The organism is Cellulomonas aerilata (assembly GCF_007991755.1).
GTDB lineage: Bacteria > Actinomycetota > Actinomycetes > Actinomycetales > Cellulomonadaceae > Pengzhenrongella > Pengzhenrongella aerilata.
In genome coordinates this window covers 67,672-82,557 of record NZ_BJYY01000001.1, presented here as the reverse complement: position 1 = coordinate 82,557, position 14,886 = coordinate 67,672, and the positions used below count along the sequence as shown (strand labels likewise).

Sequence of the window (14,886 nt, the reverse complement as noted above, 5' to 3'; positions counted from 1 at the left end):
CGCGGCGGGCACGGTCGGGCACGGGTGGGCTAGCGTCCGCGTCGGGGCCCGACCGGCCCCCGCGGCCGGGGCGACGCCCGGCCGCAGCGCAGTGCGGGACAGGGGCAGCGGTGGAGGACGGACGGCTCTCGCGGGTGCCCGCACCCGCGCTGTTCGTGGCGTCCGGGCTCACGCAGTACGTGGGCGCCGCCATCGCCGTCGGCCTGTTCAGCGTGCTGGCGGCCCCCACGGTCGCGTGGCTGCGCCTGGTGGTCGCCGCGCTCGTGCTGGTCGCCTGGCGCCGGCCGTGGCGGTTGCGCTGGACCCGCCGGGACCTCGCGGTCGTGGCGGCCTTCGGCTCCGTCCTGGCGGCGATGAACGTCGCCTTCTACGTCGCCATCGACCACCTGCCGCTGGGCACCGCGGTCGCGATCGAGTTCCTCGGGCCCATCGGCGTGGCGGCGGTCGCCGGCCGGGGGTGGCGCGAGCGGGTCGGCATCGTGCTGGCGGCGGCCGGTGTCGCGCTGCTCGCCGGGGTCACCGTCAGCGGTGGCGGGGGGGCCGACGTCGTCGTCGGGCTGGTCGCGATCCTGCTGTCGGCGGTGTGCTGGGCCGGCTACATCCTGCTCGGCCGGCGCGTCGCCATCGGCGGCTCGGGGGTCACGTCGCTGTCCCTGGCGATGGCCGCGGGCGCGGTCGTCTTCGCGCCGTTCCTCGCCGCGGACGCGGGGCCCGTGCTGTCCGACGGCGGTCTCGCGCTGGCGGTGCTCGGCGTCGGGGTGCTGTCGTCCGCGGTGCCGTACGCCATCGACCAGGTCGTCCTGCGCCGGGTCGGTCCGGCGGCGTTCGCGGTGCTCCTCGCCCTGCTGCCGGCGACGGCGGCGCTGGTGGGCGCGCTCGTGCTGCGCCAGTGGCCCCACCCGCTGGACGTCGTCGGGCTGCTGGCGGTGTCGGGTGCGATCGCGCTGACGTCCGGGCGGCCCGCGCCGGCGGTGGCCGCGGCGCCCGTGCCGTAGGCAGCACCGCTGCGCAGGTCCGCCCGTGGCGGGACCGGGTCCGGCGTGCGCCCGACTCAGAGGTACTGGCCGGGCGCCTGCCGGCCGTCCGGCTCGGCTACGCCCGAGGCCCCCGGTCCGGCCGGGGCCCCGCCGCCGGGACCGGGCGGCAGCGCATGACGCAGCTGGGCGAGCTGCGCCTGGGACGCCATCCGCTGGGCGACCATGGCCGTCTGGATCCCGTGGAACAGGCCCTCCAGCCACCCGACCAGCTGGGCGTGCGCGACCCGCAGCTCCGCGTCCGACGGTGGCGCGCTGTCATCGAGCGGGAGGGTGATGCGGCGCAGCTCCTCGACGAGCTCGGGGGACAGGCCGTCCTCGAGCTCGCGGACGGATCGGGCGTGGATCTCCGCCAGGCGCGTCCGCGCCGCCTCGTCGAGCGGGGCGCTGCGGACCTCCTCGAGCAGCTGCTTGACCATCGTCCCGATCCGCATCACCTTGGTCGGCTGGTCCACGAGCAGTCCCGGCTCGAGCCCGGCGGCGGCGGGCTCCGCGGACGGCGCGTCCGCGGGGCGGCCGTCCGCACCCACGACGACGATCCGGGGTGCCGCGCCGCCGCCGGCGGGCGCGTCGGACGGCACGTGCGGAGGCAGGTCCGAGGGCCCGGCGGCGAGCGACGGGTGGGGGGCCTGCGGGTCGTGGGTCATGGCCCCATGGTCACCCGGATGCCGCCGGGCCGCAGCGGCGCGGGGCGGCGTCAGGGGACGAGCAGGAGCTTGCCGAACACCTCACCGGCGTCGAGCATGCGGTGCGCGCGGGCGGCGTCGTCCAGCGGGACCCGCGCGTGCACGACGGGCTGGACGCGCCCGTCGGCCACCATCGGCCAGACGTGCTCGCGGACGGCGGCCACCAGGGCCGCCTTCTGCTCGCCCGGACGCGCCCGCAGCGTGGTGCCGAGCACCGCTGCGCGGCGGCTCATCAGGAGCCCCAGGTCGATCTCGGCGCGGCGTCCACGCTGGGTGCCGATCACCACGAGCCGGCCCCCGGTCGCGAGCGACGCGAGGTTCGCCGCCAGGCCCCCGGCGCCCAGCACGTCCAGGACGACGTCGACGCCCCGTCCGTCGGTGGCCCGGGTCACGGCCTCGGCGAGGTCCTCGGTGCGGTGGTCGATCGCCACGGCGGCACCGAGCGTCCGGCACCGCTCCGCGCGTTCCGGACCGCCGGCCGTGGTCAGCACGCGCGCCCCGAGGGCCGCGCCGATCTGGATCGCGACGGACCCCACGCCGCCCGACCCGCCGTGGACGAGCACCTGCTCACCGGCGCGCAGCCGGCCGACGTCGACCAGGTTGGACCAGGCGGTGCACACCGCCTCCGGCAGCGCCGCGGCGTCGACGAGCCCGACGCCGTCCGGGACCGGGAGCACGTGCGCGGCGTCGACGACCACACGCTCCGCGTAGCCACCCCCGCCCAGCAGCGCGCACACCTCGTCGCCGACGTCCCAGACGTCCACGTCCGGGCTCACGGCGGCGACCGTGCCGGACACCTCCAGCCCCGGCCAGTCCGGCGCCCCGGGCGGTGAGGGGTAGTGCCCCGCCCGCTGCAGCAGGTCGGCCCGGTTGACGCCCGCCGCGGCGACGGACACCAGGACCTGCCCGGGGCCGGGCACCGGGTCCGGCACGGTCGTGGGGACGAGGGCCTCGGGGCCCCCCGGGGTCGGGACGGTGACGGCTCGCACGGCCACGACCCTAGGCCCGGCCCGCGAGGTCCGTGCATCGGCGGTGGGCCCGGGACCGGCGGTCGGTGCTGGCATGATGTCCCCGCACGGGAGGGCTGTCTGAGCGGCCGAAAGAGACGGTCTTGAAAACCGTTGGGGCGGGACAACCCCGTCCTCGTGGGTTCGAATCCCACGCCCTCCGCTCCTTCACTCCGGCGCGTCCCGGCCGATCAGGGGGTCGACACCGACCCCCTGATCCACCTCCGGAGACCCCACACATGACCACCACCACGCCGCCGCGGCGCTCCCGGCTGGCCGACCTGAGCGTGCGGACCAAGATCGTCGCGGCCGTCCTGGTCGCCGCCGTCGTCGCCGCCACCGTGGGGCTCGTCGGCCTCTCGTCTCTGAGCGCGTCGAACGCCAGCACCAACCTGATGTACGACGACAAGGTGCTCGGGCTGGAGAAGGCCGCCGGCCTGCGCCGCGACACGCTGTCGCTGCGGCTGAGCGCCGCCAACCAGGCGATCTCGACGCAGGACGCCGAGATGACGAAGTTCGAGACCCAGATCGCCGAGCTCGAGGAGAGCCTGCCGGCGGCCGTCGACTCGTACCTGCCCATGCTCACCGGCGCCGAGGACCGCGCCGCGCTGGCCGACTTCCAGAGGGGCTTGGACGCCTACCTCGTCGTCCTGCACGACGAGCTGCTGCCCGCGGGCCGCGCCAACGACATCGCCACGTGGGAGGCCGCCCGGGACGGCGCGGCCGCCGACGCGATCACCACCATGTCGGACGCCCTGACGGCGCTCGTGGAGAACGAGAAGGAGACGGCGCGCGAGCTCATCGAGGAGTCCGAGGCGCAGTACGCGCAGAGCCGCACGACGTCGATCGTCCTGCTCGTGGTGGGCCTGTCCGTCGCCCTCGCGATCGGCCTCGTCGTGGCCCGGACCATCGTCCGCGGCCTCGACCGGGTGCGGGCCAGCGTGACGGCTCTCGAGAACGGCGACCTCACGGTCGCGGCCGGGCTCACCAGCCGTGACGAGGTCGGCACGATGGGGGTCGCCCTGGACAACGCCCTCAGCACGCTGCGCAGCATGGTGTCCACCATCGACGCGTCCTCCGACTCGCTCGCGGGTGCCGCGACCGAGCTGGCCGCCACGTCGGTGCAGATCGCGTCGGGTGCCGAGGAGACGGCAGCGCAGGCCGGGGTCGTCTCCGCGGCCGCCGAGCAGGTGTCCCGCAACACCCAGACGGTCGCCGCCGGCACCGAGGAGATGGGCGCGTCGATCCGCGAGATCGCGCACAACGCCAGCGAGGCGTCCCGCATCGCCGCCCAGGCCGTGTCCGCGGCCGAGGAGACCACCACGACGGTCAGCCGCCTGGGCGAGTCCAGCCGCGAGATCGGCACGGTCGTCAAGGCGATCACGTCCATCGCGGAGCAGACGAACCTGCTGGCGCTGAACGCGACCATCGAGGCCGCCCGCGCGGGGGAGGCCGGCAAGGGCTTCGCCGTCGTCGCGGGGGAGGTCAAGGAGCTCGCGCAGGAGACCGCCCGGGCCACCGAGGACATCGCCCGCCGGGTGCAGGCCATCCAGGCCGACACCACCGGCGCGGTCGAGGCGATCGGCAACATCTCCAGCATCGTCGCGTCGATCAACGACTTCCAGGCGACCATCGCCGCGGCCGTCGAGGAGCAGACCGCGACCACCAACGAGATGACCCGCAACGTCAGCGAGGCCGCGTCCGGCTCCGGCGAGATCGCGGTCAACATCTCCGGCGTCGCCGACGCCGCGGCCCTCACGACGCAGGGTGCGGGCGAGTCGCAGCGCGCGGTCGACGAGCTGGCGCGCATGTCGTCCGACCTGAAGGTGCTGGTCGGGTCCTTCCGGTACTGACCCGCGGCACGACCTGCCGCGACGGGCCCCGGGCCGGGCGCGCACCCCACGGTGCCGCCCGGACCGGGGCCTTCGTCGTCCGCTGCGGCGCGCCGGCGGACCCCGACGCGCGCCCGAACGCGCCATGGCGGTGGGTGGCCTGCCCTACGGTGACCTGCGTCACGCCGGACGTGCGCGGGGTCCGTCCGGTGAACGAACCGCGCCCCGCCGTCGTAGTGAGATCAGGAGGTGCACCATGGCGGCCAGCCGTGCGGACCTGATGCGCGACCTGCACACCCAGTGCGGGCCCGCGCTCTGGCGGTTCGTCCTGCGGCTGACTGCCGGTGACCGGGCCCGGGCGGAGGATGTCGTGCAGGAGACGCTGCTGCGTGCGTGGAGGTCGCCGCGGATACTCGAGGCGGAGACCGACGAGCGGCAGGCGTGGCTGTTCACGGTCGCCCGGCACCTGGTCATCGACGAGTGGCGGTCCAGCCGGTCGCGGCTCGAGGTGGTGACCGCCGACCTGCCGGAGCCCGCCACCCGCGACGAGACCGACGGCGCGCTCCAGACCTGGCTGGTGGCCGAGGCGCTGCAGCGGCTGTCCGCCGACCACCGGCAGGTCCTGGTCGAGTGCTACTTCCACGGCCGGTCGGTGGCTGACGCCGCCGAGCGGATCGGGGTCCCGGCTGGCACCGTGAAGTCACGCACGCACTACGCGCTGCGAGCCCTGCGGCTCGTCCTGCAGGAGATGGGGGTGATCGAATGAACCACACGCCCGCGTCGTCCGACCCGTTCGAGATGGACGACGCCGCCTACCTGCTCGGGGCGCTGTCACCGCTCGAGCGCTCCCAGTACGAGCAGCACCTGCAGGGGTGCGCCGCGTGCGCCCGCTCCGTCGCCGAGCTGGCCGGCCTGCCGGGGATGCTGCGCCGCCTGCCGGTGGAGGTGGTGGAGTCGCTCGACGCGCCCGACGGCGCGCTGGTGGACCTCGAGGCGCCCGCCCCGCCGTCCCTGCTGGCCGGTGCACTGCACCGCGTCGAGCTGGAGGAGCGCCGGGAGCGGCGCCTGCGCACGGCCCGCTGGTTCACGACGGTCGCCGTGGGTGCCGCAGCGGTGACCGTCGGGTTCATCGCCGTCCTCGACGACGACGACCCCGTGCCGCCCGCTGCGCAGACCCCGCCGACCGCTGCCCAGACCCCGCAGCCGACCGAGGAGCTCGAGTTCGTGCGGGCCGTGGAGACCGCCCTGTCCGCCAACGCGAGCCTGCGCGAGGTGGCGTGGGGGACGAAGATCCAGCTCGAGTGCGCCTACCCCCCGGACAGCGGCGACGGCTCCGCGGGCGACGCCGAGTACTCCCTCGTCGTCCGCGACACCGACGGCCAGGAGCAGCAGGTGGCGACCTGGAACGCCGTCGCCGGCAAGGAGCTGACGATCGACGCCGCCACCGCCGTCCGCGGGGACGACATCGCGAGCCTGGAGGTCCTGGCCGAGGACGGGACCATCCTCCTGCGCACCGCGCGGTGAACCGCCGGGCACCGGCCCGGGTCGTCCCGGGTGGCGGCTGACGCTCACCCGGCGTGGGCGACACCGCGCCCGGTGGCGTGCCAGCAAGGCGGTCGGCCGGCGTGTGGGCAGTCGGCGGCGCGGACGGGAGCCGATCCGCACCGTGCCCGTGACTCCCGCGTCCCAGGGGGACGGGCGCCGCCGTCGTGAGGGACGGGCCTGACGGTGCCGGTAGGTCTACAGGTCGCGCTGCATGACCCGCAGGTCGCCGCCGGGCTCGAGCTCGTACGGCTGCGTCTCGCCGGTGGCGTGGAAGCCGACACGCTCGAAGTACGCGGCCGCACGCGCGTTCTGCTCGTGCACCGTCAGGCGCAGCGCGGTGGCGTGAGCCGTGTCGCGGGCCCAGGCGACGAGGGCGTCCATGAGCTGGTCGGTGACGCCGGCGCCACGGTGCTCGGGCGCGACCCAGACCGCGGCCACCGTGGCGACGCCCGGCCCGGAGAGGTAGGCGCTCATCGTGCCGACCCAGCGTCCGGTCTCGTCCACAGCGGCGACGGCCGTCCGGTCGGGCTGGGTGGCCCGGGCGATCCGCGCGAGCCAGCCGGCCTCGTTGGTCCCCTCGGCGTGCGCCAGGGTCTCGCCGAAGGCGATGGGGGTGTCGGCCAGCATCTGCAGCCGGATGTCACGGAACTCCACCCAGTTCTCGGGGCGGACGGTGGTGACGGTGATGGGCACGATGGACCTCCTCGGGGCCGCACGACCCTATCCCGACTGCCCCTCCCGCGGAACGGATCGGGGCGTCCGGGGCGCTTTGCGAGCCGGTCCGACGTGCAGGTAGCCTGTGCGGGCCTGGAGACGTCGCATAGCCAGGTCTAGTGCGCGACCCTGCTAAGGTCGTGAAGGGGCAACCCTTCCGTGGGTTCAAATCCCACCGTCTCCGCATCGCAGGGCCCCGGTTCCCATGGAACCGGGGCCTTCTGCGTGTCGCCGCGTTGAGCTCTCGTCCCGGCGGACCCCCGTCCCGGTGACGCCGGCGTGACCGACCCCACGCCGCCCGACCACCCGCCCGGTTTGGGCCCGCGCCCGCGGGGCGCTATCGTTCTACCCGGCCGTGAGGCCATGCGCCCGTAGCTCAACGGATAGAGCATCTGACTACGGATCAGAAGGTTGGGGGTTCGAATCCCTTCGGGCGCACTCGTTGAGACAGCGACCAGAACTGGCCCCGGACCTGCGGAAACGCGGATCCGGGGCCGTTCTGGTTTCGGCTTGGACGGCGATTCCGTCGGCCGCTGCGGCGACACCGACAGCAGCCCTGACAGCAGCCCATCACCCGGGTAGGCCTCTGACCTGCGCTTTTATCCGCCGAGCACCTCGTCCATGGCAGCCGCTGCGGCGCGGGTCGCAGGCGGCATCACGTGCCCGTAGAGGTCCGTCGTGATGGCCATCTGCGAGTGGCCAAGGACCTCCATCACGACGCGCACCGGGACCCCCTGCGAGAGCAACAGCGATGCGCACGTGTGCCGCATGTCGTGGAAGCGGATTCGCCGGAGTCCGGCTGCCGCGATGCGCTCGTCGAGGAGCCGATTGACGTTGCGAGGCTCGAGCACGGTCCCGGTGCGCGTGGTGAAGACGAGGCCGTGCTCGGTCCAGCTGGCGCCGGCGGCCTCTCGCTCCTTGTCCTGGAGTTCCCAGTGCTCGAGGAGTGCGTGCCGGCAGACCTCCGGCAGCGGGACCGTTCGGCGTGACCGTGCCGTCTTGGGGGTGCCCGTGACCAGGCCGACCCCCTTGCCTAGGCGCTGCACCGTCTCCACCACGCGCAGGGTCCCGCCGTCGAGGTCGACGTTGTCCCACCGCAGCGCCAGCAGCTCGCCCTTGCGCAGGCCGAGAGAGATGCCGACCGCGACCAGGGCGTAGAGCCGGTGCTCGCGCATGGAGGCCAGGAACTTCGCTGCCTCCTGCGCGGACCATGGGACGACCTCGACCCGCTCGACGCGCGGCCCGCGCACCAGTGTGGCGACGTTGCGGTGCACGACCTGCTCCCGCTCGGCGTCAGCCAGCATCGACCGGAGCACGGCGCGGGTGAGCTGCGCGGTCCTCGCCGAGGCGCCTCGACGAGTCACCGCGGTCATCACCTGGCGCACGTGCTGAGGCGTCAACGCCGTCAGGCGGACCGAGCCGACCTCCGGGTACACATACCGCTCGAGCGTCCACCGGTAGTTGCTCACGGTCGCCGGCTTCAGTCCTGACCCGGGCAGTTGTGCCAGCCACAGATCGCCGAACGTCCGAACCGTCGACCGGTTGGCGGCCGACGGGAGACTTTGGGCCGTCCGGACCCGGAGTTCGGCGATCTTCTCCGCGACTTCGGCGGGCGTGGCGCCGTAGACCTGGCGCCGCTGACGTCCCCCGTCGGCGTTGAGCACGTAGGTCGCGCCGGTCCAGCGACCGTCGGATCGCTTGTAGACCGACCCCTCACCGTTCCGACGCCTCGTCACGGGAGCACCTCGTGATCCTCGGCTGCGATGCGCTCCACGTACGCGCGCAGGCAGTCCACCGGCACCCTTCGTGAGCGTCCGATCTTTACGCTGCGCAGCTGTCGGAGCCGCATGAGGTCGTACACGCGGGACTTGCCGACGCCCAGGACGACCGCCCCTTCACCGACGGTCAGCAGGAGCTTCTCCATGGCCTTCCCTCCCTTCGTCAGACAGCAGCGGATAGCGACATCGGCCGGCCGGTTGCCGAACCGTTGTCCACAGGCGGATCGGCGCCGCCCGTGAGGGCCTTTGCGCGGTCGTACTGAGCGCGCCAACGTCGTGCCTCGATCACGGTGGCCATGACGATCCGCGCGTAGTCGAGGGAGGCCACCGGCACATCACTCCAGATGAAGCGAGGTCGCCCGTCCTCATCGAGCGTCTCCGCCGCCATCCGGTCCGCGGCAGGGGGAGCGATACCGGCGGCCTCCAACGCAGCTCGAACCACGGCGGCCCGGTCGGCCTTGTGCTCCGTGAGCGTCTTGCCGGACCAGCTGCGAGAGACGAGCACCCGGCGGCCACCGACGCCGAGGTGCTCACGGTCGTGCGCCTTGGACGGGCACCACCCGGGCATGAGACCGGGCCCGGCGTTCTTGGGCTTGACCCCGAACCGCAGCCAGTTCGCGCACTCCTCCGAGCACGGCAGCCAACGGACTTGCTCGTGCAGGCGGTCGATGTGGGCCTCGTAGGCCGCGTCGGCGCCGTCCCCATCGCCGTAGGTTTCGGCCACGGCCTTGGTGAGGTACTTGGTCAAGTACCGCACGGCGCGGTCGGAGTCCGGGGTGCCCGCGATGAGGCCTTTGATGTCGACCTGCTGCCCCAGCCGCATCACGTGCGCCGGCTTGGCAACGGGGTCGTCCTCGAGGGCTGCGATGGCCTGCTGCCAGGTCGGCAGGGCGAAGCCGCTGTCGGGATCGCGGTAGCTCTGGCCGTCCCACACCGGCTGGCGGTGGACGTACACCGGACGGTCGATCGGGGGCCACCACAGCTGGAAGTAGGTCGCCTCGGTGACGGCCCGGACTGTGGCCCGCGGGATGGCACCACGGACGGCGACGTGGAAGTGCGGGGCGAGGCGGCGCTGGGCCTCGACGGCGCCGAAGTACTGGACCTTGTAGCCCGCGCAGCGGCGCAGGTTCTGCACCCACCGGTCGACGAGCTGGGAGAAGTGCAGGGCGTCCAGCGCTGCCCGCCGGTAGTGGTACGCGCGTGGATCGGCCGGGACGCCACGGCCGGGGAGGACCTTGCCGTACGAGGGCAGGGTTAGCGTGATGAACATCGAGGGCCGGTAGGTCTTGCCGTCCGGGGCGGCGAAGACCTGCCCCACCGTGCGGTTCTCGACGGGACGCGTCGGCAGGTCGGGAACGTCAGATCGACGGCGGGTGGATCGGGTCTGGCGTCCAGACGCGTCGTCGACGTCGACCTCGTCATCGTCGTCCGTGCTTGCCGAGGCCTCGGTCGGCGAAGGCTTGTCCAGCGGCACCGGCTCGACGTCGGCGTGCCAGCCCTCGGCGCACTGGGTCATCCGCAGCCGGCGGGCCTTCGCGGCACAGCTCGGGCACTTCGAGTCTCGGGTCGAGCCGCAGGGGATGGCCACCGTGGTGGTAGCTCCGTTGGCACGGTCGGTGACTCACCGCATGACGGGCCGGACACACACCGCCTCCGCCAACGCGAGTGCGCGGACGACGTCGTCCGTGATGCTGAGCGGCGCGCGGGTCATGCGGCACCGCCGACGTCGCCTGAAGCCAGCGGTCCTTGTACCCGAGCCACCAGCAGCTCATCGCGCGCCGTGCCAGCCCAGAAGCCGCCTGTCATCCGGGCGCGCGAAGCGAACTCCGCGCATCGCGTCAGGACTGGGCAGTCGGCGCAGACAGCCGCCATCGCACGCCGTTTCGGCGAACTGGTCTGGTGAGCGTCGGCCGTCCACGGCAGGTCGGTCCGCGCCAGGCATGCACCGTGTCGCATCCACTCGCTGTCGAGGCCCAAGCGGTCCCAGCGAGCCGGCAGTCCGTGGGTGGGCATCAGACCACCGCCGGGATCGCGCCCGGGAGCATGGGCGCCGCCCGTGGCGCGTACTGCTGGACCAGGGCGGTGATGTCGTCGTCGGTGACGTGAGTGAAGCGGACGCGGGCGGCTTCGGGGACGCCGTCCTGGCCGATGTAGGCAACGCCGGGGGTGGCGTCGTCGATGAGGTCGGCGGTGGCGCCACGGTCGCGTGCCCCTTGGCCGAGGGTGAGGGCGACGTGCTCGGGTTCGGTGACCCGCAGCAGGATGCGGGTGGGGAACAGGTCGCGCATCGAGATGATGTCCTTGCGCGGGTCCTGCACCGCCCCCACCACTGACACCCCGACCGCGCGGCCTTGCGAGAGCAGCAGGGACAGGGCGGCGATGATGCGCCGCTTGGCGTCCCGGTCATTGATGTAGGCGGTCAGGGACGCGAGCTCGTCGATGATCACCACGATCAGCGGCTCCGCCGTGGTGGGGGTGTGCAGGCGGGCCCGGCCGCGCAGGGCGGACTGCCGGCGGCGCATGACGGTGACGGCGTCCTCGAGGACCTGGGCGAACTGCACCTCGTACCCGGTGTCGTCTCCGCCGTCGGGGGTGTCGCCGTAGACGAACCGGGCGAATAACGGAGCACCGGCGGCCCGTTCCATGCCGCCCTTGGGGTCGATTGCCCAGACCTGCACCAGTTGGTCGCGGATCCCAGCGGCCAGGGCGCTGATCAGGGACCACAGCACCGACCCCTTCCCGGCCCCGGTCGCTCCAACGATCAGCAGGTGCGCTCCAAGGATTCGCACGCGGTGGACCTGCCCGTCCTCTCCCCGCGCCAAGGGCAGCGACTTCAACACCGGTGGGTCGGCCGGCTCGAACGGCGCCACCGACGCCGTGAGTCCAGAGTGGTACGCCACAAGCGACGTCACGGGGTCTCCTGAGCCGATGCGCCGCAGGAAGCGGGCCCCGTCCAGTGGATGGAACCCAGTAGCAACGATGTCGTCGCCGTAGCCCACGTCGTGCAGCCATGCCGCGGCCGCGAGATAGTCGGGCAGCTCGTGGTCACGACACAGGACTTCCGCGCGCTCGCCCACTGCCCGGACGTGTGTCCACCGCGGCTCCACGCCGGCCAGCTGTTCGCTTGCAATTTCGACTGCACGTCGCAACTCGGCCGAAGCCATGAGGCAACCCTAGCCAGAAGAGCACGCGTCGCGCCGACAGCCCCGTGTCCAAGACGAGGACCTGCCTCCGGGGCAGGACCACGGACGCCCCACGGCTGGTCCCCGCGACCCGTGCCACCACGTCGCTGTCGTCTGGTCCTGACCAGCCAGAGAGGTGATGAGCCCATGGTGCTGAAGGTTTCGCTCTCGACTCAGTCGACGATCCGGCCACGCTCGTAGTGGTCATGGATGCGACCCACCTGGCCCAGCCAAAAGGTCAATCTTTGATCTTTCGATGCTCCGGACGGCAGCAGCCCGAGCGTCGCAGCGAAGCGATAAAAGCCCGGGCCCGCGTCATTCTCGTTGAGATAAATAACGATCGCCGAAAGCATCGCTCCCGAAGCTTCGTACCGTTTCCGCGTCACGTCACCCAGCAACTCGCCCATTGCGCCGCGCTCACCGTCATGATCAAAATCAAACGCGCGATGACCTCCGCGACGAGCGATCGCACTATTGACCTCTGTGTAAGATACCGTCCGGCGCAGGCGAGCTTGCTCCTCCAGGAACCTGACCGCTGTGTCGACCATCGCGTCCCACTCGACCGCATCGCGGCCGCCCGTGTTCGTTGCCATGCGACAACTATGCACCGCACGGGGAGCTGCACCTACTCGTCGGCGCCCGACGCTGTCCACCAACGTGTCGCCCGCCGACGGACGGCTTACAAGGCAGCCAGGATCGCGCGTCGCGCGGCTACGCCCTCAGATGCCGGCAGCCCTCTATGGTCGGCAATCCACCCGTCGGCTTCCTCCAACACCCATTTAGGCCCGAGAAGCATGCTGAGCCTCATCTCGTGGACCAGGAGCGTCGCGCTTACCAGATCCTGCATCCCCCAAGCGAAAGCCGTCGCGGCATGATCGCTGTCGGGACCTTGGCTAAAGACATCAACGTCGATGTAGTTCGCCTTAATCCGCAGCCGGAAGAGGTAGTCCAGTAGAGTGAAAGGCCGAACGCGGCGTCGGACGTCCAACTTCTCCGCGGGTGTCAACTGCGGCAGACCGGCGGGGGGTCCGCCTTTTCGCGGTTTCCGGCCAGCGTCGAGGCGCGCCTCCTCTTCAGTGGTCCAGGCACGTCGACGCGCCTTCCGTTTCTGCTCGCGCTCGCGCTTCCAGGCCTCCTCGACCGCATCCTCTCTTGTCGACCGAAGCGCCTTCCCGGCCAAGTCCCACTCCTGACCCGGAACTGGAACCGCCCAAGGGTGCAGAGACAGGTCCAACGCCCGGCCAGGCCCGTTCAGGAAGCCGCTAGTGCAAGTCAACCTCGCCCCGGGTTCTGCAGCGGCGAGCGACCATGGCGCAAGGGTCATCTGGCGACGATTGACCCACAAGTCGACGTTCTCCCGCTGAGTTAGGTGGTGCTCCTCTGTGCGAGTTTTGCCACTCGCGACTTGTAAGGCTTGCACGGCGTTATAACTCGCGTAGTAGGTCTGCACTGAACCCCAGGCGAGAGTCAATCGCGTCATATCGGCGCCACTGCTCAATCCCACAGTCGTGCACAGGATGGCCTCCGTGCCCCAGGCCCGATGAAGACACGCTCGGATCGTCTTGAGATCTACGAGCTTGTCGGGCGTCAGCGGCTTCACCCGACCACTGAACGCGCTTACCGCCCGCTCGGCCAACTCGGGTAGGTAGTGCTCCCTACCCCTCGAGCGCCCGCCGAAGGCGAGCGCGCGGAAAGCGGACTGGTACGCGGCATGCGTTCGGAAGCTGCGCGTGTGCTCGGTCTCCGGAGGGACCGTACGGATGAGAGGAGGCACCAGTCCAGTATCACTCACCGGGGCGCCACGTCGGGCCGGGCCGCGGTCGGGCAGGGCAACCGGAGGCGGCACAACGAAACGACGCGATCAAGCGAGCACAACCTGCTTTGGCTTGCCGGTCGCTGGCCCTCGCTCACCACGCAAGAAGTAGTCGTGTACGTACGCGTAGATCCGCACATGGTCGTCGTAGGTGACGTGAAGGTGGTTCACGTAGCGGGCCGACCGTGGAAAGCATCGCCAGTTGACAGGTTCGGGTAGTCGCTTTGAGGTGCCATCGCTTGCAAGGACTTCCAGGTCGTTGTCATGTTCGACCACGATGCCGAAAACAGATCCGCCGGCGTCGAGTACCCCTTGGGTGAATCCCTTCCGGGAGAACGTACGACGCCCGACTACCGATCTCTCAACGTCCGCACCATACCCTTCCCTGCGTCGGAACGGGTTCCACGATTCGAGATCCACACCAGACTCGTGAACAAGGATCAATTGATCACCGGCTGCGAACATATAGCCCCTCGGACGATCGAACAGCGCCCGGGCATTCACCACGCCGATCAGATCTCGGCCCTCGTCTGGGGCGGTTCGGTCGCGCTCCGGCTTGGTGAAAGCAACAAGATATCCCAGATCCCCACGGTGAGAACTTGCAACGACGTCGAAACGCGCCCAACTGCAACTCTGAGCATATCGCTCGCTAAGGAGCCGCGAATCGTCCCCTTCGTAGTCCCGTCGACGAGTCGCTAGAGGCTTCTCGAGAAGCCCCTCCGAGCCTGCAGCTACGGCCAGCCTGCGGTAACTTGCCGCTACGCGGAGCGCGGGCGCGTCGAGTACTCTCGCGAAGTCGTAATCTACCTTCGTGCCGAGTGCGCCCTGGTAGACGCCCTCCGGTCCGGACATGAACACGTTGTTCGCGTACGTCTCGACGTCAGAATGCGGGTATAGCGGCGAAGCCGCAGACTTTGAGAGCGATTTTCGCAGGGCGTCATGTGTGACGCTCCTTCGCGTTTTAGTCAGCTCGCTCACGAGTCGCTCAAAATGGGCTGCTGTCGTGGGACTTCGTAGAACCGCTTGCAGTTCGGCCGAGTACCACGCCTTCCCTCGCGTTAGAAACTGCATCGCTAGCGGCCTTGTATCGTCACTCCACGCGACGGACGCAACCAGCTGGTCCCAGTTGTGAGCCCTAATCTCGCCAGATCGCGTGAATAGGTAAAGGACGCCGTCATACAGAAGGGAGTCCCAGTAGTTCCCAGGTATGCGTAGCTCTAGGGCTTGCATCGAAGGCCTCTGCCGATCTTCCGCACAGTGGCTGGCCTCAAAAGGTTGCGGTCCAGCCAGTCTCT

Annotated in this window: 15 protein-coding genes and 3 tRNA genes; 7 read left to right on the top strand and 11 right to left on the bottom strand. The window is 71.1% G+C overall.

Annotated elements, in window-relative coordinates:
• The first annotated feature begins 134 nt into the window (after nt 1–134).
• Nucleotides 135–995 (top strand): EamA family transporter, encoded by an 861-nt coding sequence (locus CAE01nite_RS00345; RefSeq protein WP_146899745.1) that lies wholly within the window; start codon nt 135–137, stop codon nt 993–995.
• A gap of 56 nt (nt 996–1,051) precedes the next feature.
• Here CAE01nite_RS00345 and CAE01nite_RS00340 read toward each other — a convergent pair whose 3' ends face one another.
• Nucleotides 1,052–1,681, bottom strand: coding sequence for a bacterial proteasome activator family protein (locus CAE01nite_RS00340; protein ID WP_146898419.1), 630 nt, complete (start codon nt 1,679–1,681; stop codon nt 1,052–1,054).
• Nucleotides 1,682–1,731: 50 nt separating this feature from the next.
• Nucleotides 1,732–2,709, bottom strand: coding sequence for an NAD(P)H-quinone oxidoreductase (locus CAE01nite_RS00335; RefSeq protein ID WP_146898417.1), 978 nt, complete (start codon nt 2,707–2,709; stop codon nt 1,732–1,734).
• An 89-nt stretch (nt 2,710–2,798) separates the two neighbouring features.
• Here CAE01nite_RS00335 and CAE01nite_RS00330 point away from each other — a divergent pair.
• The 4 genes from CAE01nite_RS00330 (at nt 2,799) to CAE01nite_RS00315 (ending at nt 6,083) form a co-directional block, all read left to right on the top strand.
• A tRNA-Ser gene (locus CAE01nite_RS00330) sits at nt 2,799–2,890 on the top strand.
• A gap of 76 nt (nt 2,891–2,966) precedes the next feature.
• Nucleotides 2,967–4,580: a methyl-accepting chemotaxis protein gene (locus CAE01nite_RS00325; RefSeq protein ID WP_146898416.1), complete on the top strand. Its 1,614-nt coding sequence runs from the start codon at nt 2,967–2,969 to the stop codon at nt 4,578–4,580.
• Between the two features lie 235 nt (nt 4,581–4,815).
• The gene (locus tag CAE01nite_RS00320) at nt 4,816–5,325 is read left to right on the top strand and encodes a sigma-70 family RNA polymerase sigma factor (RefSeq protein ID WP_146898414.1); all 510 of its coding nucleotides are present in this window, start codon (nt 4,816–4,818) and stop codon (nt 5,323–5,325) included.
• Nucleotides 5,322–6,083 carry an anti-sigma factor family protein gene (locus CAE01nite_RS00315; RefSeq protein WP_146898412.1) on the top strand — a complete coding sequence of 254 codons (762 nt, stop codon included), beginning with the start codon at nt 5,322–5,324 and terminating at the stop codon, nt 6,081–6,083. Before CAE01nite_RS00320 ends, CAE01nite_RS00315 begins: the two co-directional genes overlap by 4 nt.
• 216 nt (nt 6,084–6,299) lie before the next feature.
• On the opposite strand, the gene CAE01nite_RS00310 is transcribed toward CAE01nite_RS00315, so the two are convergent.
• The gene (locus CAE01nite_RS00310; RefSeq protein WP_246130909.1) at nt 6,300–6,797 is read right to left on the bottom strand and encodes a GNAT family N-acetyltransferase; all 498 of its coding nucleotides are present in this window, start codon (nt 6,795–6,797) and stop codon (nt 6,300–6,302) included.
• Between the two features lie 116 nt (nt 6,798–6,913).
• On the opposite strand from CAE01nite_RS00310, the gene CAE01nite_RS00305 reads away from it, so the two are divergent.
• Together CAE01nite_RS00305 and CAE01nite_RS00300 are read left to right on the top strand one after the other, a co-directional pair.
• Nucleotides 6,914–7,002: transfer RNA gene (locus CAE01nite_RS00305), tRNA-Ser, on the top strand.
• 181 nt (nt 7,003–7,183) lie between these two features.
• Nucleotides 7,184–7,256: transfer RNA gene (locus CAE01nite_RS00300), tRNA-Arg, on the top strand.
• A gap of 161 nt (nt 7,257–7,417) precedes the next feature.
• On the opposite strand, the gene CAE01nite_RS00295 is transcribed toward CAE01nite_RS00300, so the two are convergent.
• The 8 genes from CAE01nite_RS00295 to CAE01nite_RS00260 form a co-directional block, all read right to left on the bottom strand.
• Nucleotides 7,418–8,554, bottom strand: a complete 1,137-nt coding sequence (locus CAE01nite_RS00295) for a site-specific integrase (RefSeq protein WP_146898410.1) — start codon at nt 8,552–8,554, stop codon at nt 7,418–7,420.
• On the bottom strand, nt 8,551–8,742 hold the full coding sequence (locus CAE01nite_RS00290) for a helix-turn-helix domain-containing protein (RefSeq protein WP_146898408.1): 192 nt from the start codon (nt 8,740–8,742) through the stop codon (nt 8,551–8,553). Before CAE01nite_RS00290 ends, CAE01nite_RS00295 begins: the two co-directional genes overlap by 4 nt.
• A 17-nt stretch (nt 8,743–8,759) precedes the next feature.
• Nucleotides 8,760–10,184: a replication initiator gene (locus CAE01nite_RS00285; protein ID WP_222595776.1), complete on the bottom strand. Its 1,425-nt coding sequence runs from the start codon at nt 10,182–10,184 to the stop codon at nt 8,760–8,762.
• 119 nt (nt 10,185–10,303) lie between these two features.
• On the bottom strand, nt 10,304–10,552 hold the full coding sequence (locus CAE01nite_RS18885; RefSeq protein ID WP_371862881.1) for a WhiB family transcriptional regulator: 249 nt from the start codon (nt 10,550–10,552) through the stop codon (nt 10,304–10,306).
• A gap of 56 nt (nt 10,553–10,608) precedes the next feature.
• A complete protein-coding gene (locus CAE01nite_RS00275) occupies nt 10,609–11,760 on the bottom strand; it encodes an FtsK/SpoIIIE domain-containing protein (protein ID WP_146898404.1) in 1,152 nt (383 codons plus the stop codon).
• 191 nt (nt 11,761–11,951) lie between these two features.
• Entirely contained in the window at nt 11,952–12,371 is a 420-nt protein-coding gene (locus tag CAE01nite_RS00270; RefSeq protein WP_222595775.1) for a hypothetical protein, read from the bottom strand.
• 86 nt (nt 12,372–12,457) lie between these two features.
• A complete protein-coding gene (locus tag CAE01nite_RS17945) occupies nt 12,458–12,958 on the bottom strand; it encodes a hypothetical protein (protein WP_186816349.1) in 501 nt (166 codons plus the stop codon).
• Nucleotides 12,959–13,639: 681 nt separating this feature from the next.
• Nucleotides 13,640–14,569, bottom strand: a complete 930-nt coding sequence (locus tag CAE01nite_RS00260) for a hypothetical protein (RefSeq protein WP_146898401.1) — start codon at nt 14,567–14,569, stop codon at nt 13,640–13,642.
• Nucleotides 14,570–14,886 lie beyond the last annotated feature (317 nt).